The following is a 23,300-nucleotide window of genomic DNA, read 5'->3' as shown; positions in this document are numbered from 1 at the left end:
ACACCTTTCCTTTGAAACATAAAACTTTAAATCTATATCTATATTATTAGATTTTTTAATTTTTTGTCAATTAAAATAACTCTATAATAATATATACTATTATAAGTTATTCAGATAGTCGTTCCCATTTCTCATACAATGCATCTAACTCACTTTGTGTTGATTCAATTTGTATGGAAATTTTGGACATTTCATCTAAATCTTGCTGTACTACAGGATTAGCTAATTGAACTTCATACATTTTCATAGTTGCTTCTAATCGGGCAATTTCAGATTCCACCTCAGCTAATTGCTTTTCTATCATATAGGCGTTCGGTTTCTTCTGCGATCCCTCTGTAGATTCTTCTACTGAAAGTATAGATTCATTAATAGAAGTATGTTTATTATCACTAACACTATTTTCTAAGTTTTGCTCGTTAGCTATGGCTAACAAATCTTCCTGTTCTTTTAACTTTTCTTTGTAATACGAATAATTACCGAGATATTCAGTAATTTTCCCATCATCTAGAACAATGGTTTTTGTAGAAACTTGATCCAAAAAATATCTGTCATGAGAAATAATAAAGCAAGTACCTTCAAATTGTTGTAATGCTTCTTCCACAATTTCACGCGTTGGAATATCTAAATGATTTGTCGGTTCGTCTAAGATAAGGAAATTATCTCCTTGAAGGAATAATTTTAACAATGCTAACCGAGCTCTCTCACCACCGGATAAGTCTCCTACAAGCTTAAATACATCATCCCCTTTAAAAAGGAATGAGCCTAATACATTGCGGGCTTTTTCTTCAGTATAGTTAAAATGGTTCATAACCTCTTCTACTACCTGCCAAGAATCATGTAATTCCTCATGTTCTTGTGAGAAGTATCCCACTTGTACGCGGTTACCGATATCTACGTGACCATTCTCAGGGAATAATTCACCTACTATAGTTTTTACGAGTGTCGATTTACCAGCCCCGTTAGGTCCAATAAGGGCTACTGATTCTCCACGTCGTACTACGAGTGATATATCATCAATGATAGGATTTTCACCATAACCTACTGATAAATGATCTAGAACAAGAACCTTATCGGCACTCATCGCAGCAGGGGGGAAAGAAAATTGTAAATGATGTGAAGTTACCGGTGCATCAAGTCGTTCTAAACGATTCAATTGAGACTGACGACCACGAGCCATTTTAGATTTAATACCTGCGCGGTATTTATCTATATAAGCCTCTGTCTTTTTGATGTACTCCTGTTGTTTCTCATAGGCTACCATATCTGCTTTCAACCGTTCATCTCGCTGTTGAATATAACGACTGTAATTACCACGATACGTTGTAGCCTTATGGTTATCCAATTCTACAACGCCAGTGACAATACGGTCTAAGAAATAACGGTCATGGCTGACAATGAGAATCCCGCCATGATAGGCAGACAAATACCCTTCAAGCCACTCTAACATGTCCATATCTAAATGGTTAGTTGGTTCGTCTAAGAATAAAAAGTCTGGACGCCGTACCAATGCTTTAGCTAAATTAATTCGAGTCTTTTGACCACCAGAAAAAGCGCTTGCTGGTTTATCTAAATCCTCATCAGTAAAGCCAAGACCATAAATGATGCGCTTAGTCTTTTGCTCGTAATCATAGCCGCCTAACCATTCAAGGCGATTTTGTAAATAATCTAATCGTTGTAAATCAGATTCACTAGCCTCTTCTGTTTCTAAGCGTGTGGTAAGTTCTTTAAGTTGTTCTTCCAATGCATGTACATCAGTCCATGCCTTTTCAATCTCAGTAGCTAAACTATCATCACCAAGATTTACATCTTGTTGTAAGTAGCCAATGCTTGCAACAGGCGACTTAACTACATTACCTTCATCAAGATCTTCATAGCCTAATATGCATTTTAATAAGGTCGATTTCCCAGCCCCATTAGGACCTACTAAAGCTAGGCGATCACCTTCTTTTATCTCAAAGGACACATTGGAAAATACTTGGCGCACCCCAAATGATTTTCCAAGGCCTATCATTCGAATGCGTTCCATTCACAACCTCCTAATCATTTACCCTTTATTATACCACATTTGCGCGCACTAATATTAACATTTCTATGGAATCTTTTGTTTTTCTACTATGACGAAATAATTTCCCCAATAAAGGAATATCTCCTAATATAGGAATCTTTTGTATTTGGTGTTGATCGCGATTGTCCATGAGACCACCTATAACGAGTACCTCTCCTGGTTGTAAACGCACTCTTGTATGTGCTTGCCGCGTACTAATTTTATAGGCTTTCATTTCAGATACCATAATTGGAGTACTCACCTCAGCATGAATTTTTGCATCTACGCCACCATTAGCGGTAATAATTGGTGTATAGTTCAGTTTGATACCAACTTCTTCATAACGTGTAGAACGTTTTCGTTCTCCATTCACCTCTGCTTCTTCTATAACAGGTATACGTTCACCTATTAATATATGTGCTGTCTCACCATTGAGGGCCATAATGGATGGTTTAGCTATTAGAACAGCTTTTCCAGAACTTTCCATAAGACTTAGTTCTGGTTTTACAAAAAATTTATAAGCTTCACCACCTGGTGTTTTACCAAAGGTAACAGCCCCATAGGAATTAGTCTTATCTTCTCCATGTCCAGTTAAGCTGAGCCATGACCATCTAAATCCTTGCTCTTTTGCATAAGATTGTTCCATAGCAATGATGGTTGCTTCTAATTGTACTTGTTTAGGTTCCTTGTCAACTGCATTGATTAGGGTTTCTACACGCCTCTTTTCTCCGCTTGTCAAATGCATAATTACTTCGTTTTGTTCTGAAAGCACAGCCATTTTATCATTTTTTACTACTGTTCCCATTATATTTGATAAAGACTCTGCAGGCAGATGTTCAGGAGAAACTACATAGAGCTCTCTATTCTCTAGTGCAGTATCCTCAGATTCAATAAGAAGAGTCTCATGTTGTTTTGTTACAGTAAAATGATATAACCGCCCTAGTTCTTTAATAATCTCTTCTGGAGACTCTCCTTTTACACTTGCCGTAATATTGCCCTTTAATGACTCTACTCCGATAACTGATATACCATAACTGCGACAAATACCTAACACACTATCCTTTAAAGAGGCATTGCGTACAGATATTGTAATTGTTTCTTTATCTTTATTAGGTTCTACGCTCTTTACTGAATTATTTGTTGCATTATTTCCTACATTTTTTATTAAGTTATCTTCTATAGTATTTCCTGTTACAACTAACATTTGTGCTAATAAAAAATATATTAGTGCAACTATTAATATAACTATTTTTATGATCACTCGATTTTTAGCCATCGCGACGAACCTCCTTCAATGATTTCTACACCACTTACAGTAATATTAGATACAGATATTCCTTGCCAACTACTCCCTACCGTAACCATCTGTTCCTCTGAGCCTTTTCGTAAAATAGCTATATTTTGATTCCCTTCAATGATGCCCACCAGTTCAATTGGTTGTTCTAAAGTCAACGCGTTAGAATTAATACTTGTTCTGGAGTGAACACTTTCATTACTATAGTTATTAGTATCATCATGGATCATATTGCTATTCCAATCTTTATTCTTTCTATCCGTTTTTATATTTTTATTCTTAGTACTTCTATGCCGCCGTGAAGTTCTTTTATTACTTATTTTTTTACTATCACTAAGTGATGTTTCATCATTACTAATAGTATCTAAATCGTTATCCATATCTTTCATCTCATCACTTTGACTTAATAAATCGGTACTAGAAATATCCTTAAAGACCTCTCGCCAAGGATGAGGCCGTTCTACACTACTCACATCATATAGTAAGCGTCCTTTAACAATAGAGTCATCTTTCTCATCATGTCCGGCCTTATTATCCACACCAGCTTTACTAGATTTTCCGTTATTGTTACCATTTCTTTTTTTATTAGCTCTCTTTGATGACTGCTCTTTTGCATCTACCTGCCTTTGATTATCAATAGTATCCTCTGATTGTGCTGAATTAATATCGATATGTTCATCTTTGTGAGGATAAAAAATACCAGCTGCTATCATTGCTAAAGCCAGTATAAAGAATATAAAAATTACAATTCGATAGTGTCGTATAAGAAAACATTGTCTAACAATCCAGCCTTTGATCTGTTCTATATAGTCTTGTAAGTTCATAATTCACCTCCTGCAGACTATTTCTAGGAGGTCCTTTTAAATTCCTACAAAAAAATGACTCTACCAGTCACCTAGGTGACTAATAGAGTCATTCATTATATTGACAAATCAAGTCGATTCGTGCTCATTTTATTTACTATTAAAACCCTCTGGATGAGATGTATGCCATTTCCAAGCATCCTTAATAACATCAGCTACATTACTAAATTTAGGGTCCCAACCAAGTAAGTTTTTAATCTTTTCAGAAGAAGCAATCAATGTACCAGGGTCCCCAGCACGACGATCACCATATTGAACAGGAATATCGATGCCTGTAACCTCTTTTGCAGTTTCAATGATTTCTTTTACGGAGAAGCCATTTCCGCTACCAAGATTAAATACTTGGGACTCGCCGCCTTTACGTAGATAATCCATAGCCAAAACGTGAGCAGCTGCCAAATCATTAACATGAATATAGTCGCGCACACATGTACCATCAGCTGTATTATAATCAGTACCAAAAACAGTAATGTACTCTCTTTTACCACGAGCCGCATCGAGCACAAGTGGAATCAAATGAGTCTCTGGATGATGGTCTTCCCCAATCGTACCAGATGGATCGGCACCTGCCGCATTGAAGTAGCGCAATGCAACATAAGTAGAACCATAAATAGAACTATAGTCAGATAACATTTCTTCAATCATTAGCTTAGTACGACCATATACATTTGTAGGATGCAATTGAGCATCTTCACGAATTGGCACTACCTCTGGTTCGCCATATACAGCAGCCGTACTAGAAAACACAAAATGTTTTACACCCGCAGTACGAGCAGATTCAATAAGGTGATAGGAGCCAACTACATTATTTTCATAATAAATAGCTGGATTTACCATTGATTCTCCAACTTGAGAATGGGCAGCGAAATGCATAACCCCAATGATATGATGCTCTTTCATAATATCTACTAACTTAGGATCTGCAATATCCATATTGTAGAATGTAACCCCTTCAGGAATAGATTCTACATGCCCTCTAGATAAATTATCTACAATAATCGGTGTGTAACCGGATTGTTCTAGAGCACGTACAGTATGACTCCCAATATAGCCAGCACCACCTGTTACTAAAATATTCATAGTTCCCCCTTATGAATTATGTGTATCCTTTGCACGAGCTAATTTAGGCCCGATGAGACGTTTATAGACCTCAACACCTGGTTGGTCAAAGGCATCAACACCAGCAAAAATAGACTCGAAATAAACTGCCCAACAATGCATAAACATAATTTCCCCTAAATGGAATGAATTTAATGTTGGTACAGTTATCGTCATATTAAAACGATTATCGCTAGATAAGGCCTCTCTATTAGCATCTAAAGCAATATTCAAAATATCACAAATACCTACATTTCCAAGTGCTTGTAATCGTTCATATTTACTATGTGTATTAGGCACTACAAGATTATGTTTCCAATCCTTAACCTTAATAAATTGAACCACCTTATTAAGACGGCCCTCTTGATGCTCTTGTACTTGAGCATGCATATCCATAGTCCCTACTGCAGCAACCGGCGTACGACCATATGGTAAGCAAGTATTACTCATCTTCCCTAAAGATTCGGATAATAGTTGTACATACCAATCAGATAAGGAGTGAAGCGCTTCCCCATAAGGCATAAACACCTCAATAATACGACCGTACCGTTCAGACGCAATATATTTTAGTAAAGCACTTAATAAAGCAGGATTTTTAAAAATATCCTCTTCTTGACAGGCCGCATCCATTGAAGCTGCACCTGCCAAGAAACCTTCAATATCAAATCCTACGAGAGCAGCTGTAACAAAACCTACTTCAGTAAATACAGAGAAACGACCACCTACACCATAAGGAATGCTATAGGTCTTCCAATGATTCTCTATTGCCATAGAGCGTAAAACTGTAGGATGTTCATCATCAGACATATCGGTAACAGCTACCACTTCATAATTTATATTACGATCTTGTAAAGCTTTTTCCAAAATCATGAAGTTAGCCATTGGCTCGATGGTAGAACCTGACTTAGATGTAATAACGAGCATCACCTTATAGTCTGATCCTTTTGTCTGAGCTTGGTACTCTAAAGTGCGAATAAGACCAGCTAAATAGTCACCATCTACATTAAAGCCTGCAAAATACATGCGTGGATATCCGTTTCGTTCTTCCGTACTAAGATTATTCCAAAACGCACCACATTGGACATCGAAAATAACCTTACTACCCAAGTAAGAGCCACCAATGCCTACAGATACAACTGTGTCAATATTATGGCGAGCATAGTCCCGCAGTTCATAAAGTCGTTTCAACATTGCAGGTGTATTGATACCATCTTCTGAAATATAAGGAAGTTGGTAAAACAATACCGGTTCAGGCAAGCCATCCTTAGAAACATGTCCTTCTTCAAAGCCAGTAGAACGCAAAATATTTGTATGACGCCAAACATTTTGTATAGCACGCTCAAAGTTATTTACGTCTCGTTCTTGTATGCAACTTTCATTATATATGTTAGCGTAATCTAACTCGAACCCCGATTGTAACCGCAACATCAAATATCTCCTTTACTGACATTTTATGTACAATATTCTACTCATTATACCATAAAACAATGAATAAAATATTAGTTTATGCAATCATTTTACCCACAAACCATAGCCAAAACCCACTGCATAAACAGACCATAACAATGCGATAGGAATAGCTAGCTTAAACTTAATCTTTAATGTCTTATGACGCCAAATAACCATACCTAATAGAGCACCAAGGCCGCCAAAGGCAAATGCTAAAAATAATAATGTAAACTCTGAAATTCGATTATACCCCTTTATAGCACATAACTTATCATAGCCATACATACTAAATACAATTAGATTCCATACGCCTACAGTAACCCAAAATTGTGTATCACTCATGTCCCCAAACCTTATATTTTTTACTTATGATGAGCCTTAAAATATTCTAATGTTTTTTGTAAGCCATCATCTAATGTTGTGGATGCTACAAATCCAAAATCGCGTTCCGCCTTTGCATTGCTTAACCGTGAATGTTTGATATCACCTATACGTTCAGCCTCATAATGAACCATAAAGTCGGCACCACTAATAGCTCTGAATCGCGTAATCAACTCATTTACAGATGTTCCCGTATTGGTAGAAACGTTATAAATACCTGTACAGTTATTATTTCCCATAGCCTTAATATTAGCTTCTACCACATCTTCTACGTAAATAAAGTCTCTTGTTTGTTCCCCATCACCATATACGGTTAAAGGCTTACCTTCAACAATTAAACGATTGAAAATACTTATAACGCCGCCTTCACCTCCATCACCTTGACGTGGTCCATATACATTGGCATATCTAAAGCATACTGTATTTAATCCAAAAGCTTCACGATAAATACGCAAATATCCTTCTGCGGTAAGCTTGGTTAACCCATAGAAGGATGATGGCATACCACTAAGTTCTTCAGTCAATGGTAATACTGCTAAGTCCCCATAAACAGCAGCCGAAGATGGCATTAAGAATTGTTCAACTTTCACCTTACGACATGCATCAAGTACATTTATTAGCCCTAGTAAATTAACATCACAGTCATATCCAGGATTCTCCATTGAGGACTGCACCATAGTTTGAGCAGCCTCATGGAATACAATAGAGGGCTTAAATTCTTCAAAAATAGATACTAGCTTTGGATCTCGTACATCCATCTCAATAAATTGAGCGGACTCATGTACAAAAGAACGCATACCTGTAGATAGATTATCTATAACAAGCACATTGTGCCCTAATTCAATTAATCGATCAACGAGATGAGAGCCAATAAATCCAGCCCCACCTGTAACACATATATTCATAGTACCCTCCCTTCTTATATTTCTAAATACCTGCACCTTGTTTAGCTAGTGCATCGGCCATTTCATTATATGTATCACCCGTATGTGCTGCCACCTTGTGAAAGTGTACGCGCACACGATTTTTTATAGAATCATAAAATGCAGCATATTGTTGAGTTAGTGCATTATTGCGTTTCCATCTTTTGGTAGCCCACATTTCAATTCCCATATAATCATAATATAAGGAACATTCAGGAATACCATGATCAACAGCATATTTCATAACATACATCGCAGCTAATAGCTCGCCAGACACATTCCAAAAAGCCGTATATCGTTCATCAGTAGAGGGAATGGAAAAAGTCTTTCTAGTCCCATTCAAGAAGATAACACCACCTGCGCCAACGGTATTAGTCCCTTTATTATAACTACCATCAATATAAGCAACTACATGATTTCGGTGAGTAAAATCTGGTTTTGCCTCACCTGCGGATACCTTATTTTGAATGCCAGAACTAACCTTTGTAGTTATCTTCTTTGTCCCTTGCAAAGATTTTGATTCACCCCTATGAGCGCTCATAAAATCACTTAAGGATAAACCTGAATCTTCTACAAAGGCACGAGCTTCTACTTCCGTAGGAAAAGACTTGTAGATAGCCCCACCAAAGCCTTTTACCTGTTTCTCACAGTCAGCCCATGTGGTATATACACCTGGTACACGACCCTGACGAACTGCATAATACTTCTTTGCCATACGTACCTCTTAATGATCCATTGTAAGTGCTATAAATTCAGCATTAACAACAGATGCCAAATCTTTTGGATTTACCTTCATTTGCATCCCTCGAAGACCAGCACTTACATATACAAAGTCTTGAGGCTCCATAGTAGCATCAAAATATGTGGGAAATAATTTTTTCATTCCCACTGGAGAACATCCTCCTCGTAGATAGCCCGTAATACCTAGCAGGTCCTTGACATGAACAAGCTCTACAGACTTGTTATGACTGACACGAGCAGCTTGTTTCATATCTAATTCAGCTACAACAGGAATGCAAAATACTACATATCCTGTTTTGTCGCCCTTACCAACTAATGTTTTAAAAACTTGTTTTTCATCAAGCCCTAATGCCTCTACTACATGAAGACCAGCTGCCCGCTCTTCAGACCACTCATATTCACTAATACTATAAGGAACCTTATGGGTGTCTAAAATACGTAATGCGTTTGTTTTTTTATGTTTCTCTTTACTCACTATATTCCACCTTATATATTAGCGTAACAAATAAATCTTATCAATATATAATAAATTTCTATATATCAATAGAAATAGCCTTATTCTTATTTATTTACAATTTTATTAATATTTTTCAATTCAATGCGTAACGTTCCATCATCATTAGTTTTAATTTCAATGAATTCACGATTTTTCATATATTCTACGGGAAATGAAATTTCGATTCCCGTGTCAGTTTTAATTTTGTGATGCTCACCGACCTTCGTAGCAAACTCACGGTTTACAGGTAGAGGCCTCATCATATCTGCATCAGCTAATTCCTTTTTAGCCGCCTCTTGTTGAACGGGATTCTCCTTAAATACCTCTTCCACAATACGAACAGGATCCACTGTATCAGATACTTCAGCATTTTTAGCAATCATAGACTTTGCCGTCGTCAATTCAACAACACCGTCCGATTCGTATGCTTGAGCTACCTTGTCTACAATGGCTTTTACCTTTTTTACCGTATCTCGAGAGGATTGATTAGTACCTAATTGTAACACCTTATCGGCTAAAACATAGGATACTTCACCATCAAATTCACCTTTCGGTTCAAAAATACGAACACTAAAATCAAGTAGATTAATAGATGCAAAAGCTCGTAATTTCTGTGATGGCATCGGCAACACAGCCTTATGAGAAACAAGTTCTGTGGCTAAGCTGCCATCATCTTCACTAAATAGTTGATGTGTAAAAGCATCATGAGCTTGGCACAAAAGAATACAGATATAAGATGCATCTGTAATAGCTTCACAGATAATCGTATCAATAACAACAGAATCCGTTGCTTGTTTCATATAGGTAAACAAGCTTTCACCTAAGTTCTTAGATAAATCTATAAACTTAAGATTTCCATTTTTATAATCAACTAATTGTTTACCAAATGGACTTGCATCATGCAAGGTACCTGTTCTAGCAGCTGGATCTTTGAACGCCTTAGCTACATGATTGGCAATATAATCTTGTATAGCTTGATCTCCAACCTTTAATTCATGTTCAGAGTATACGGCTAAAGAGGACGTAAAGTCGAAAATCTCTAGTGCCGCCTTGTTAATCTGCATGACGCCTCCTTATAATAGCAAAAACGATTACCCTTTATTATACCACTCTTTTAGTTTTCGTTTATCAACTTTTGAGCATTCTGTAAGTGGTAACATAGGAATTTCTAGAACTGCTTTTGGCCATTCAACTGAAGGTCTTTCGTGATGAATAATTTCTATAATTTTACTTAATTCAGTATTATCCTCTAATACCATATAAGTAACAAAGTCTTCCCCACGTATATCATCATTAATCGTAATAACAGCCACTTCAGAAACGCCCTGTAAGGATTGTAAATACAATTCCATTTCGGAAATAGAAATTTTATATCCCCCTTTATTGATGACATCACCTTGTCGTCCGTTAAACATAAGGTATCCATCGCTATCTATATAGCCACAATCATTTACAGTATAAGTATCTGGAATGCCTTCAATATGATGCTTTGTAGTCACATAAATAACGCCGTTCTGCTCTGCTATTTTGACAGATGGAAACGGTCTTCCCACAGTACCTTCTCTATCTAACCACTCTTTACCTGTACAATATGTTATATAGTTAAGCTCAGATGCACCATAATAAAGAATGAACTCCATGTTCGGACATATTCGTTCTAACTGTTCCATCAACTGTCGATCCAGTACTTGTGATCCTCCGATGATATAGTTAATAGAGTCTACTTTACTTTTGCAATGACGTACTAATAATCGTAATTTTGTTGGTAATGCATATATATGGTCCACCTGATATTCTTCAATAAGCTGTATCCATCGATTTGGGCGCAACGAACTCGTTGTAATAACTGTTCCTCCAGACCATAGCACAGCGATAACCATATTACTAACACCAGTAAAACTAAAGCTTCCATGTAAGAATATTTTTGTATCTTTGTTTATATGAAAAATATCGTTTTGGATATCAAAGAACTCTCTCCATGAGCTTTCACTACGCCACAAAGGTTTTGGACGCCCAGTAGTCCCAGAGGTAAGTACGCCAAAGTCAGCTAAAGGTGCCACCCCTTTATATGCTATAATACGAGCCAATTCCTCAACATATTCTGTATCCATCTCGTTATGGCATACCATAGGAATATAACCGGTATAAAATCCCGCCAACCACTGTACCAATTGTTCCACAAACGATTGACTCTGAATTAAAGCAACTATATGTTTCGATGATTCTTTAGTTTGAGCAACATTTACTATACGACTAGTATCATTAATATCTATGGATAAAATAGCATCATACAAATCACCATATGTATACTTTTTATCATCTACAATTAGAGCAATCTTGTGAGGATCTAATTCTTTATATTGTCGTAAACGTTCAATAATTGTCATTTTACATTCGTTCCATAATTAAAGCAGTTCCTGTACCGCCTGCGCCAGCAATAGCACATAAACCGTATCGACCATTACAGGATTCTAAAGCAGCCATGCAATGAAGGGCTAAAATAGCCCCAGAGCAGCCATAAGGATGTCCATAGGCTAATGCACCACCAAGCATATTATATTTCCCCATATGATCAGGGTAGGACTTATCGAAGAGAGCATCAATGATGGCGAAGGCTTCATTCCATTCCACCACGTCCATATCATCCATGGTCAAATCTGTCCGTTTTAAAATAGCTTTAGTACTTTCAAGAGCACCTTCTGGACTAAACTGAGGATTTCCAGCCCAAGGCATGATACTATGAATTCTAAACGGCCCTTTTTCATTGGATATGTATACAAAAGCAGCACCATCATGAGTTAAACAAGCATTGCCAGCATTTGTAATAGAGTCCTTACCTAATAAAGGTTTCATCCTAGATAAAAGTTTTTCATTCATCTTTGGCCTAATACATTCGTCTACACACTTTTTTCCATCTATAGAAAAAGGCATTATATAAGATTGCAAAAATGAATTATCTAAAGCCTTAGTAGCTCTTTGATGACTTCCAATAATATATGGATATAACTCTTCCTTAGTTATATTGTGCTTATGGATGGTTCTTTCTGCCCCTTCTAGCATAGCTAAAGGAGACCGATCTTGAGGAGTAAATTGAGCTACCTTATATAAACCGTCTCGATCATCTTCAGTTGCATAGATTCGATCTGGTTGTAATGAAGAGCTTTCAATACCACCAGCAATAGCAGAATTCATCACGCCTGACGCAATATGTGTATAGGCCATTTCAATACTCATCAATGCTGATGCGCATTGCATATCAATTGTTACAGCAGGCGTCGATACCGATAAATTAGACATTAACCCCATTAATCGTCCAATATTTCCACCTGTACCAACTGCATTACCACAAAAAATACCATCAACAGAGTTAATTTCATGTCCTTTAATTAACTCATTAATCAATTGTGCACCCAATATCTCAGGTCTTGTATTTTTATATTGGCCGTTTAACACGCCTATAGGGCTTCTAAGCCCACCTTGAATATATACTGACATATAAGCTCCTATAACAAAATGCACAAAAGAGGCACCACAAGGAATGCCTCTTTTCATTATTACATGCTAAATTTTAATTTTAGTTGCTAGCCAGGATGCAACGAGACATTTTATGATATCCCCAGGAATAAATGGGAACATAACTACAGGCAACGCCGCCCAAAGTTCTGTTTTAGTAACAATCATAAAGCCTGCCACCCCAAATAGGTATACTACAGGAATTGTAATTACAAGAGAGCGCCATGCATAAGAGAAAAAGCTCTTTTTAGACCCTTTAAATACACTTAGTAAAGTATATGCTATTGGCCAAGAGAAGATAAAGCCCCCTGTAGGTCCCAATAATTTACCAAGACCAGCCGTCCCCCCAACGAATACAGGTAGACCAACGGCTCCTAGCAGAACATACACGACAAATACTATAAAAGCATCCTTTGGTTGCAATAATAAGCCTGTTAATGTCGCCACCAAAGTCAATGCGGTTACCATTGCCGGACTAAATGGCAATGGAAACGAAATATATGCTGAAATACATAATAAGGCTGTCAATAAAGCCATTTTTGTTAAACGTCTTGCTTCCATAATTACCTCTAACTAATAGATCTTTGTTTTAAAGATGATAAATCTTCATTTTCACCAAAAAAAGTAGCGGAAAAAGCCAGTGTATCTCCTACATATCCTTCTACATGAGCATCTTCAGAATTTTCCACCAAAGTTACCATATCATCTGCTATAACAGGTGCATGAAAATAAATTGCCATCTGCTGTGCAGATTTACTAATGTTCCAATAATTCCATAAATTTTCTAAAATCATGCATCCCGGTACTACATAAGGAGGCTCACGATGAATCTCATTAGTATCATTAATATCGTTTACAAATCGCACTATATCATCCTTAGAGAAAGATATAGTACGCTCATTTTCCTCTTGATGAATGGTAGAACGGATACGAAATTGTCTCGGCACCGGTCGTAAATCAACCATTAAAAAACCTGATTTATCTAGAATACCAATTGTAGTAGTTTTAGCGATTTGATATAAAATACCACAGATAGATTGATCACTTCCTGAAGCATCATAATGCATATGCTTAATAATACTATGTCCTGGTAATCCAAAATCATTATTACATAATGTTTTAAAGAGCGATCTCATATAATCACAGTCCTTTATTTATTCAATAAATTGATTATAATCAACATCTTTTCATTCGTCAACAAAAGTCATTATCCATTTGTTAACAAATATAAAATAATATATCTATATTAGCTAAATGTACTACCAAAAGAAAAGAACCCATGATATATCATAGGTTCTTTCATAAGGTTAAATCTTATAGATTTGTTATTTAAGATCTAGCTCTTTTAAGTATGCCTTGAAGTTTTCACCTAATTCTTCATTGCGCAATGCATACTCAACAGTAGCTTTCAAGTAACCTAGTTTATCACCTGTATCGTAACGAATGCCTTCATAGGCCAATGCATACGTGTCAGTTTTAGATGCTGCTAACGCATCAGTCAATTGAACCTCATTACCTACGCCTGGTTTTGTATTTTCCAAAATATTGAAAATATCTGGAGTTAAAATATAACGACCTAATACAGCAAGTCTAGATGGAGCATCTTCTTGCTTAGGTTTTTCAACCAAGTTATGAACGCGATATAAATTATCAGCCAATGCTTCACCAGATACGATACCATAAGAGCTAACTTTATCCTCTGGTACAAATTGAGCCCCTAAGATAATACCAGGATGTTCATCGTAACACTCAATTAACTGTTTAAGGCATGGATTTTCAGGATTATATACAATATCATCACCAAGCAACACAGCAAATGGTTCATCACCAATAAAGGCTTTAGCACATAGTACAGCATCACCAAGACCACGTGGCGCCTTTTGGCGGATAAAGTGAACCTTAATATCTGCTAAATCCTTAATCATAGCCAACTGTTTATTTTTACCTTGGCTTTGTAACAATAATTCTAATTCAACACTGCTATCGAAATGGTCTTCAATAGCACGTTTATTACGACCTGTAATGATTAGGATTTCTTCAATACCAGAATCTAGTGCTTCTTTCACAATATATTGGATAGCTGGTGTATCTACAATAGGAAGCATTTCCTTTGGTTGTGCTTTAGTAGCTGGTAAGAACCGTGTACCAAAGCCAGCTGCTGGAATAACGGCCTTTCTAATACGTTGCATAATTATCTCCTAATTAAAAGTCTTTGCCAACAAATTTGATCTTCCATTGATCATTGTTGCTTCTATGAGCATCTTTATATGTCAAATACATATCAAAGGAATGCAAATCACGATGCCATGTATAGTACACAGAATCAATATCCCCACTCATCATATTGGTTTTTACGCTTACAGAGAGGTCATCTAGACGAGTTAATTTATAGCTACCACCATAGATGAGTTCTTTTGGAAGCTCTGTCGTATCGAATCGATATGGAGAGTTGTTATAAGAAATATTACGTTGATTATAACTAACCCATACATTAGCACGATTTCCCACTTTAGATTGGAAACGAGCGCCCCAATAAGGCATGCTACGAATCGTACCATTATAACCATAATAATCTCGTTGGTAACCACCTAAGAAACGTAAATCTGCATTTTTCCAAAGCTTAATTGGATCATGAGATACTTCTGTATAATACTCTTTATGAGAACCTTTTACAGAACCCTCTTTCCAATAGCCCGCGTTTACACCACCACGTACAGTAACAGGAGATTTACCAACATGATATGTATGAGTATCTAAACGAGCTTCACCAATCTTTTCTACCCATACAGTTTCATCGTTATACTCATTAGATTCTTTACTATAACCTATGGATGCAGTAGCCCAAGGCAAATAATGTCTATAGCCTACTTTTGGTTTAAAACCAGACTTTGAATACCAACGATAATCAATATAGGCTTCACCATGCTTACCGATTGGATACTCTGTACTACCATGCAAACCAATGCCATCATCACTACTATATGTAGGTTTTGGAACCAAGGAGAAAATACTAAATTTACCCTCTTTATCATGACGAAGGGATGCTGTATAAGAAGGCAAAGATAAAACCTTGAAGTTTTTAATATAGAAGGATGGTTTTTTGATAACTACTTTATCGCCAGGATATACCTTGATATCTTGACCTTCTACACGATAGTCAGGTGTATGTTTAAAAGCCATCGCATGTTTAGTGGTAACCATGCCTTTTTCCATATAACCAGTTTCACCATCAAATGTAGCATTTTGCCCTTTTACATAGTAAGGGTCATTCCAACCAAAAGCTTGATCGGCTGTAAAATGGTGGTCACTAGTACGATATGTCATATTTTGACCTGTAATATCCTTAGTTTTACCGCCATTTTCTAAAAAGCGATATCCACCAACAGTACGATATTCTGTAGTTTTCGTATTACCTTCTATACGCGGAGACATCAAAGTTTGATTACCTTGAGTCACTACTACATCACCTTGTGCATATACATCACCAGTGGACCCTGTATAGGACATTTTATCTGCATCAATACGAGTCGGCAACTGTTCTGTAGGTTGAGCAGACTTTGCCTTTTCACCACGACGTACAACACGGATATTACTATTGTCAGGTGTAGATGCTTTAGAGATTTCTCCAAGATAGGATTGATCAACGCTATCCAATTGATCTTGATATACCGTAGTTGACTCTGTAGCGGCCCATACTGGTTGTGCTAAACAGAAAACACATGCCGCTGCCAGCCATTGTACTTTACGTTTCCTCATGGTTACTAGAACTCCTCTTGCTTTAAGAATTTGTTAATTATTGATTACGCTTTACAACTACGATAGGTTGAGAAACATTTTCTACTTGCTCTTCTTGTTCTTCTACTGCTGCTGGTTCCTCTGTTGTTGTTTCATTTTCATCAACAGCCGCTTCATTAGTATCTACAGTTTCTTCAGATTCATCTGCTGCATTCGGTACAGTTACAGCTTCAGCCAATTCATCATCACTATGAGCCAAACCGTCACCACCAATTACAAGACCTTGAATTGTTACAGAATCTTGAGGTTGTACATAAATTGTTGCACCAGCAGGGTACTCAATATTTTTCCCCTTAACAAAAGCGCCACCTACTAAACCTACCGGTCCAAGTAAAACAGCACCAGCTACGGATGCACCTGCAGCTTTTACTTCATTACGAGTTTTGTCTTTAGCTTCTTTACCTTGTACAGCAGTGAATTCTGTACCATCGATAGCAGGAATAGTATCAAATGTAATATCTAATACACCATTACGACCAAAGGAACGGGCCTTTTTCAAAGAAGTAATTGTACCAGAACCTACTGTACCTGCCGGAACTAATAACACATTGCCATCCATAACATTTTCAGCTACTGTGAAAGCAACAGTGTCGCCTTCATGGCTAGTTTTTGAAGAAACAGCATCATTCAATGTAACTTTGAAAACTTGGTTGCCAGCTAATGTACCCACTTGATTTGTGAGCGTTACATTGCTGCCATATACTTTTGTTTTTAAAGAAATGATACGTTTTTGTAAAGAGCCACTACCAATACGACCATTAACGCTACGTTCCATCTTTTCTACACGATCAACAAGAGAACCTGCATTAATGCTATTTTGATATGAATATTCAAGTGCGTCCATTTCTTCGCGCAAAGAAATATTTGTGCCGCTACCTTCTACGGAGTTATAAAGGGAATCGACACGTTTGCTCAATGTAGCAGAATTGCCATTGAAACCAGTACCATACACGGTTTCATCAAGTTGATTAATGCGGTCCACTACAGCACCATCTTGTACAGCGCCATATACAGTAGTTTCTAAAACATTTGTTTTTTCTGTAACTGTACCAGGAGCAGCAAACGCAGTGCCTGAAATCAAGGATGCCATTAAAAGTGTAAGTACTTGCTTCTTCATAAATTCCTCCACAACGTATCTAATGTATAACTGTTATACAACAGAATAAGCACGGGCCTAAGACCGTGCTTATTCCCTGAGTCTACTATTTTATATGCTCAGTGGCCATTAAATTTTCAAATCGATAATCGCAGATACACCTACGCCTTGAACACGAGATGCACCAACTGGGTTTGTGCTATCAACTGGTACTAAACCTTTTACACGAACCATACCGTTAAAGCTACCTTCAACTTGAGCAACCGCTTTAACTTGTTCAATGCTAGATGCTGGGCCAGTTACTTGAGCAGCACCAATATAACCTTTTGTACCAATACTAATGATAGGTACAACTTTAGTTGTGTACTCTGTGCTTAAGTTATTTTGTTTCAATAATTTATTTAAGAAAGAGTCAATTTGAGGACCGAATTTATTGATAACAATACCGATACCACCAATTTTAGCTGCACCACCAAGAATACTGCTAAGACCGCCAGCTTGAGTAGTCAAGATGCCACCAAATGCAGTTGTAGTTAAACAAATCCCTAGAACAGCTGTAATAATCTTCTTTTTCATAATAAGCCTCCTATAGATACTTATATTTTAACAAATTCTATACATAGATTCTAGTGAAAGTATAAGAACTTACACATAAAGATACTAGCATTGTATAAAAGTCCGATGAACAATCAATGAATTTTACACAACTTAATTTAATACTACTATCCTAAAAGATTATTGTCAACATCTACTATTCTTCACAATCTATAAGTACAAAAATTCTTTTTATACATATAAAATCAGCTAAATATAAAATAATCTTAGTCTATATAATTAGCAGATACGAGGAACTTGATCTTCACCTAACAAATCAATTAAACGGACACCACCAATTGCGGTTTGCAAGCCAACCTTGCCAATATTTTTATCTAATGTTTTACCGATTAATACAGCTTCTTTACCTTCTTCAAAGCCACGAAGAATAGATAAAACTTCATCAGTAACCGATGGGTCTACCACAAGCACTACCTTACCTTCATTGGCTAAATATAATGGATCATACCCTAAAATATCACAAACAGATTGCACTTCAGCGTGAACCGGTATAGCTGCTTCGTCTACCTTAATACCAACTTGACTTTGGTCTGCAATTTCTTTTAAAACAGTACCTAAACCACCACGTGTAGGATCTCGCAATAGAGCCACTTGAGGCCCCACTTTATCAAGTACGGCATGAACCATATTGTTTAAAGGGGCACAGTCAGTTTTTAAAGAATCAGATAGGTCTAATCCAAACCGTTGTCCCATAACAGCAATAGAATGATCCCCTATAGCACCAGATAAGATAACATCCATTCCCGGCTTTACGCGATGTGGACCAATATCTATCCCTGTTGGAATCATACCAATCCCCGCAGTATTTATGTAGATTTTGTCTACCTCACCCTTTTTAACAACCTTAGTGTCTCCTGTAACAATTTGTACATTTGCAGTTTTTGCCATGTCTGACATGGTATGAAGGATTTCATCTAACTCATTAAAGGCAAGGCCTTCTTCTAAAATGAGCCCACAACTCAAGTATTGTGGAATAGCACCATTCATAGCTAAATCATTCACTGTACCACATACAGCTAATTTACCAATATTTCCGCCAGGGAAAAACGCTGGTTGTACTACATAGGAATCTGTAGAGAACGCCATACGTCCTGCTGTAACGGGAAATTGAGCACCATCGTGTAAAGGAGCTAATAAATCATTTGTAAAATATTTCAAAATAAAACGCTCGGTCAACTCATGACTATATCGACCACCGTTTCCATGGACTAAGCGAACTCGCTCCATATTAATCCTCCCACGTCGATCCACCACTGGAATAACCATATTTATACCATGCAGCACAACTACCTTCTACAGATACCATGCAGGCACCAACTGGATGGTCAGCAGTACAACTTTTACCAAACAATGGACATTCACTCGGTTTAATAAGACCTTGCAATACACGGCCACATTGACAACCCTTCGGATCAAGAGAAGGTCGTTCAAGATGGATAGGTAATGCACGTTCTACATCATAGGCTGCATATTCGTCCTTTAATCTTAAACCAGAATTTGGAATGACACCTATACCACGCCACGCATCATCACATACATCATATACCTCTTTGATCATCGCTTGCGCTACGGGATTACCCTTCTGCATAACTACAGAATGATATGTATTGCCTACTATAAAATTACTAGTTTTTCGTTGCTCTAAAATATTTGCTATAGCAGATAAAATTTCAAGTCCATCAAAACCAGCAATACATGATGGTATGTGATACTCTTTAGGTAAGAATTGATATGGTTCTTCTCCGATAATAACACTCACATGACCCGGCAAAATAAAACCATCAATATGACCTTCTTGTTTATCTAATAAAGCTCGCAATGCAGGAGGCACTAATTTATGAGATACAAGGAAGAACACGTTCTTCAAGCCTGCTGCATGAACTGCTTTTACTGTTGCACAAATAACGGCAATAGTCGTTTCAAAACCTATGGCTAAAAATACGATTTTCTTTTCCGGATATTTCTTACTAAGTTCTACTACCTCTAAAGGCGTATAAATAACATGGATATGCGCGCCCTTTGTTTGAGCTTCACTAAGACTACTATAACTACCTGGCACCTTTAACATATCCCCAAAGGTTGCAATAATAACATCATCACGTTCAGCATAAGCCAAAGCCTTATCCATATACGTTTGATCCGTTACACATACAGGACATCCTGGTCCACTAACAAGTTCAATGCCACTTGGCAATAACTGACGAAGACCTTCACGGAAAATCGATACAGTATGTGTACCACAAACCTCCATAAGTCTCACGGTTTCCCCTGGCTTATGAAGAGCATTGATACGTTTTAACAATGCATCAGCACTGTTCTGCTTTTCCTGCAAAGTAAGCTTCTTCAAGTTCTTCTAGCTCCTTAAAGGCCTCTAATGTTTTTTGTGCCTCTTCTTCATCAACAATTTGTACAGCAAAACCTGCATGGACTAACAACCAGTCCCCTACCTTTGCTTCTGGTACGAGGAGTAAGCTGCAGTCACGGGTGGCACCTGTTAATTCTACAGTGCCAATAACATCATTCACAGCTACTAACTGTGCTGGTACAGCTAAGCACATATTATCTCCTTATATATTACTTTAATAACAAATTCTATAAGTTTACTTTTATGTAAGTAAACTCATTATATATAAATATTTCTAATATTATTGTATCACAATTATAGTATTCATTAAGTGATACTAGCTACATGAGTATATAACTATTTCTGATTACCAATCCATAATTGGCCGAGTGCTAAGCCCCCATCATTGGAAGGAACAGCCTCATTCATATATAAATTGCCTACATGCCAAGCGCGATATATTAACTCTACTAATTTGCGATTTTGAAATACACCGCCTGATATGGCCGCATCACTAATATTATATCGCTCCATTAAATCGGCTGAAGTTTCACATAATGCAATGGCAACTGTTTTATGGAATGATACTGCAAGATGAGCTCTAGATTCACCTTTAACGACACCATCCATAATAGATTGAACAGTTGGAGTAAAATCAAGAATTCGACCGTCATAGTTATAATCAAGCAATATGCCTTTTTCATCACCACATAAAGATTCTAATGCAATAGCAATTTGCGCATCATAGGTATGAATCATGCCTAGTCCTAAAAGAGAACCTACTGCATCAAATAAACGTCCACAGCTCGTTGCTTGAATCATAGGCATTGTAGATTGTAATGCTTTATCTAATATTTCCCAACCTTTAGGTAGCCTATTCATCCAATCTTGGTAAACAGGGGGAATATCATTACCATAATAATTTCTGATATACCATAAGGCTTGACGCCATGGTTCAGAAACCGCTTTTTCTCCACCTGGTAACGGCGCTTCATGGATATGAGCTAATCGCTGATATTCGTTACCTTTACAAAGGAGAAATTCACCGCCCCATACGCTTCCATCTGGACCATATCCTGTACCATCCATGGCAATTCCAAGAACAGGCCCTTCTAGATTGTGTTCTGCCATAACTGATGCGATATGAGCATGATGATGTTGGACAGGTATAACAGAAATCTGTGAACTTTTACCAATACGTTCCCCTAAGTGAGAAGAGAAAAATTGAGGATGACTATCTACCATAATTTTCTCTGGTTGTATAGAAAATAATTTCTCATATCGGTCAATAGTCCACTCCAAAGTTGCATGAGTGGATGCATTCTGTAGATCACCAATATGTGGTCCTACAAGAACTTCAGAACCTTTATTCATAGCGAAAGCATTTTTTAAATCACTCCCCATGGCTAATATCGAAGTTTGCCCTGAAATTTCACAATGAATAGGTTCTGGTACATAGCCACGACTACGACGAATAAATCGAGGTTTCTTATGAATAACAGTTACAACAGAATCATCGAGAGGTGCATAAATTTTCCGATTATGGACTAAAAAATAATCAGCAACTGCCCCTAACTCTTCAAATGCTTGATTATCATCATATAAAACGGGATCACCGCTACGATTGCCGCTCGTCATGACCCACGCCGCATCTGATGGTAATAGTACCTCATGCATCGGTGTATATGGTAACATTACACCAAGCATATGATTATCTGGCGCTACATGGGTACTCAAATGGACTAAACTATCGTGATTTCTTTCTAATAATACGATAGGACGTTCCATTCCAGTCAAAATATCTAGTTCTACATCACTAAGATGGACTAGCTCGATTGCCGTATCTAGAGACCCTACCATAATTGCTAGTGGTTTATGTGGTCTGTTTTTACGCTTACGTAAGCGTTGGACCGCTACATCATTTCGAGCATCACAAACTAAATGATAGCCGCCAATCCCCTTAATAGCGATAATACTACCTTCGTTAATTAATTCACGGGTTGTATTCCATACATTTACTGTATCTACAACCGTACGATTAGGTTTATATAGAGTATAATGCGGCCCACAAAGAGAACATGCATTAGGTTCAGCACGATAACGACGCCCCTCTATATCCTCATATTCAGCCTTACAAGCTTCACACATAGGAAACTCATCCATTGTAGTTCGCTCACGATCATAAGGTAGAGATTTAATAATCGTATACCGAGGGCCACAATTTGTGCAATTAATAAAAGGATATTCTTTCCTACGCTTGTCCCGTTCTAGTTCTTTAAGACAGTCATCACATGGCGCTGTATCAGCACTAATAAACGTACTAACCTCTTCACCTAATGGAGAGGGCTTCACAGAGAACTCAACTTCATTGTTTTGTATAGTAAGATGTTCTACCCGTTGACTTGTAATGCGGCACAATCGAGGTTGGTCATCTTGAATCGCATCTAAAAACAACTGCAAATCACTAGTACAACCTTGTATCTCGACGTAAACACCTTGGCTATCATTATATACAAAACCTGTTAAACCTAGGGAATGTGCCCACATAGAAACAAGGGGCCGGAATCCGACCCCTTGAACTATACCGGTATAACGAATTCCCCAGCGTTCTATAGTTTGATTACTATTTTGTTTCATATAAACTCCTA

Annotated in this window: 22 protein-coding genes; all 22 read right to left on the bottom strand. The window is 37.3% G+C overall.

The window, feature by feature from the left end; genetic code table 11:
• Positions 1 to 106: 106 nt before the first annotated feature.
• Entirely contained in the window at positions 107 to 2,026 is a 1,920-nt protein-coding gene (locus O3607_RS00320) for an ABC-F family ATP-binding cassette domain-containing protein (protein WP_371443152.1), read from the bottom strand.
• A 28-nt stretch (positions 2,027 to 2,054) separates the two neighbouring features.
• On the bottom strand, positions 2,055 to 3,320 hold the full coding sequence (locus tag O3607_RS00315; RefSeq protein ID WP_371443151.1) for a type II secretion system protein GspD: 1,266 nt from the start codon (positions 3,318 to 3,320) through the stop codon (positions 2,055 to 2,057).
• A complete protein-coding gene (locus O3607_RS00310) occupies positions 3,302 to 4,162 on the bottom strand; it encodes a hypothetical protein (protein ID WP_371443150.1) in 861 nt (286 codons plus the stop codon). Before O3607_RS00310 ends, O3607_RS00315 begins: the two co-directional genes overlap by 19 nt.
• Positions 4,163 to 4,291: 129 nt before the next feature.
• Complete coding sequence (gene galE / locus O3607_RS00305) at positions 4,292 to 5,281, bottom strand: UDP-glucose 4-epimerase GalE (protein WP_287539293.1); 990 nt, start codon at positions 5,279 to 5,281, stop codon at positions 4,292 to 4,294.
• A 9-nt stretch (positions 5,282 to 5,290) separates the two neighbouring features.
• Entirely contained in the window at positions 5,291 to 6,727 is a 1,437-nt protein-coding gene (locus O3607_RS00300) for a glucose-6-phosphate isomerase (protein ID WP_129822878.1), read from the bottom strand.
• An 84-nt stretch (positions 6,728 to 6,811) separates the two neighbouring features.
• On the bottom strand, positions 6,812 to 7,090 hold the full coding sequence (locus tag O3607_RS00295; RefSeq protein WP_129822876.1) for a DUF1294 domain-containing protein: 279 nt from the start codon (positions 7,088 to 7,090) through the stop codon (positions 6,812 to 6,814).
• Positions 7,091 to 7,110: 20 nt separating this feature from the next.
• Complete coding sequence (locus tag O3607_RS00290) at positions 7,111 to 8,034, bottom strand: NAD-dependent epimerase/dehydratase family protein (protein ID WP_060924785.1); 924 nt, start codon at positions 8,032 to 8,034, stop codon at positions 7,111 to 7,113.
• Between the two features lie 22 nt (positions 8,035 to 8,056).
• On the bottom strand, positions 8,057 to 8,767 hold the full coding sequence (locus O3607_RS00285) for a viroplasmin family protein (protein ID WP_371443149.1): 711 nt from the start codon (positions 8,765 to 8,767) through the stop codon (positions 8,057 to 8,059).
• Positions 8,768 to 8,776: 9 nt separating this feature from the next.
• Positions 8,777 to 9,268: a Cys-tRNA(Pro) deacylase gene (gene ybaK, locus O3607_RS00280; protein WP_213466997.1), complete on the bottom strand. Its 492-nt coding sequence runs from the start codon at positions 9,266 to 9,268 to the stop codon at positions 8,777 to 8,779.
• A gap of 86 nt (positions 9,269 to 9,354) precedes the next feature.
• Positions 9,355 to 10,353 (bottom strand): nucleoid-associated protein, encoded by a 999-nt coding sequence (locus O3607_RS00275; RefSeq protein ID WP_371443148.1) that lies wholly within the window; start codon positions 10,351 to 10,353, stop codon positions 9,355 to 9,357.
• 27 nt (positions 10,354 to 10,380) lie between these two features.
• Positions 10,381 to 11,676: an AMP-binding protein gene (locus O3607_RS00270; RefSeq protein ID WP_371443147.1), complete on the bottom strand. Its 1,296-nt coding sequence runs from the start codon at positions 11,674 to 11,676 to the stop codon at positions 10,381 to 10,383.
• Position 11,677: 1 nt separating this feature from the next.
• On the bottom strand, positions 11,678 to 12,784 hold the full coding sequence (locus O3607_RS00265) for a thiolase family protein (protein WP_371443146.1): 1,107 nt from the start codon (positions 12,782 to 12,784) through the stop codon (positions 11,678 to 11,680).
• 66 nt (positions 12,785 to 12,850) lie between these two features.
• On the bottom strand, positions 12,851 to 13,363 hold the full coding sequence (locus O3607_RS00260; RefSeq protein ID WP_371443145.1) for a biotin transporter BioY: 513 nt from the start codon (positions 13,361 to 13,363) through the stop codon (positions 12,851 to 12,853).
• An 8-nt stretch (positions 13,364 to 13,371) separates the two neighbouring features.
• A complete protein-coding gene (locus tag O3607_RS00255) occupies positions 13,372 to 13,938 on the bottom strand; it encodes a hypothetical protein (protein ID WP_349224278.1) in 567 nt (188 codons plus the stop codon).
• A gap of 189 nt (positions 13,939 to 14,127) precedes the next feature.
• The gene (gene galU / locus O3607_RS00250) at positions 14,128 to 14,991 is read right to left on the bottom strand and encodes a UTP--glucose-1-phosphate uridylyltransferase GalU (RefSeq protein WP_024065493.1); all 864 of its coding nucleotides are present in this window, start codon (positions 14,989 to 14,991) and stop codon (positions 14,128 to 14,130) included.
• Between the two features lie 13 nt (positions 14,992 to 15,004).
• A complete protein-coding gene (locus O3607_RS00245) occupies positions 15,005 to 16,558 on the bottom strand; it encodes an LptA/OstA family protein (protein WP_371443144.1) in 1,554 nt (517 codons plus the stop codon).
• A gap of 37 nt (positions 16,559 to 16,595) precedes the next feature.
• Positions 16,596 to 17,714 (bottom strand): hypothetical protein, encoded by a 1,119-nt coding sequence (locus O3607_RS00240; protein ID WP_060924793.1) that lies wholly within the window; start codon positions 17,712 to 17,714, stop codon positions 16,596 to 16,598.
• A 108-nt stretch (positions 17,715 to 17,822) separates the two neighbouring features.
• Complete coding sequence (locus O3607_RS00235; protein ID WP_005387067.1) at positions 17,823 to 18,269, bottom strand: hypothetical protein; 447 nt, start codon at positions 18,267 to 18,269, stop codon at positions 17,823 to 17,825.
• A 258-nt stretch (positions 18,270 to 18,527) separates the two neighbouring features.
• Positions 18,528 to 19,535, bottom strand: coding sequence for a hydrogenase expression/formation protein HypE (gene hypE, locus O3607_RS00230; RefSeq protein WP_371443143.1), 1,008 nt, complete (start codon positions 19,533 to 19,535; stop codon positions 18,528 to 18,530).
• A 1-nt stretch (position 19,536) separates the two neighbouring features.
• Complete coding sequence (gene hypD / locus O3607_RS00225) at positions 19,537 to 20,655, bottom strand: hydrogenase formation protein HypD (protein ID WP_371443142.1); 1,119 nt, start codon at positions 20,653 to 20,655, stop codon at positions 19,537 to 19,539.
• Positions 20,615 to 20,866: a HypC/HybG/HupF family hydrogenase formation chaperone gene (locus O3607_RS00220; RefSeq protein ID WP_005387071.1), complete on the bottom strand. Its 252-nt coding sequence runs from the start codon at positions 20,864 to 20,866 to the stop codon at positions 20,615 to 20,617. Before O3607_RS00220 ends, hypD begins: the two co-directional genes overlap by 41 nt.
• A 143-nt stretch (positions 20,867 to 21,009) precedes the next feature.
• Complete coding sequence (gene hypF / locus O3607_RS00215) at positions 21,010 to 23,289, bottom strand: carbamoyltransferase HypF (RefSeq protein WP_371443141.1); 2,280 nt, start codon at positions 23,287 to 23,289, stop codon at positions 21,010 to 21,012.
• Positions 23,290 to 23,300: the final 11 nt, after the last annotated feature.

Origin of the sequence: Veillonella sp. 20925_1_51 (genome assembly GCF_041431445.1) — a bacterium.
Lineage (GTDB): Bacteria > Bacillota > Negativicutes > Veillonellales > Veillonellaceae > Veillonella > Veillonella nakazawae.
The sequence above is the reverse complement of the archived record's forward strand: the minus strand, read 5'-3'. Positions and strand labels throughout refer to the sequence as shown.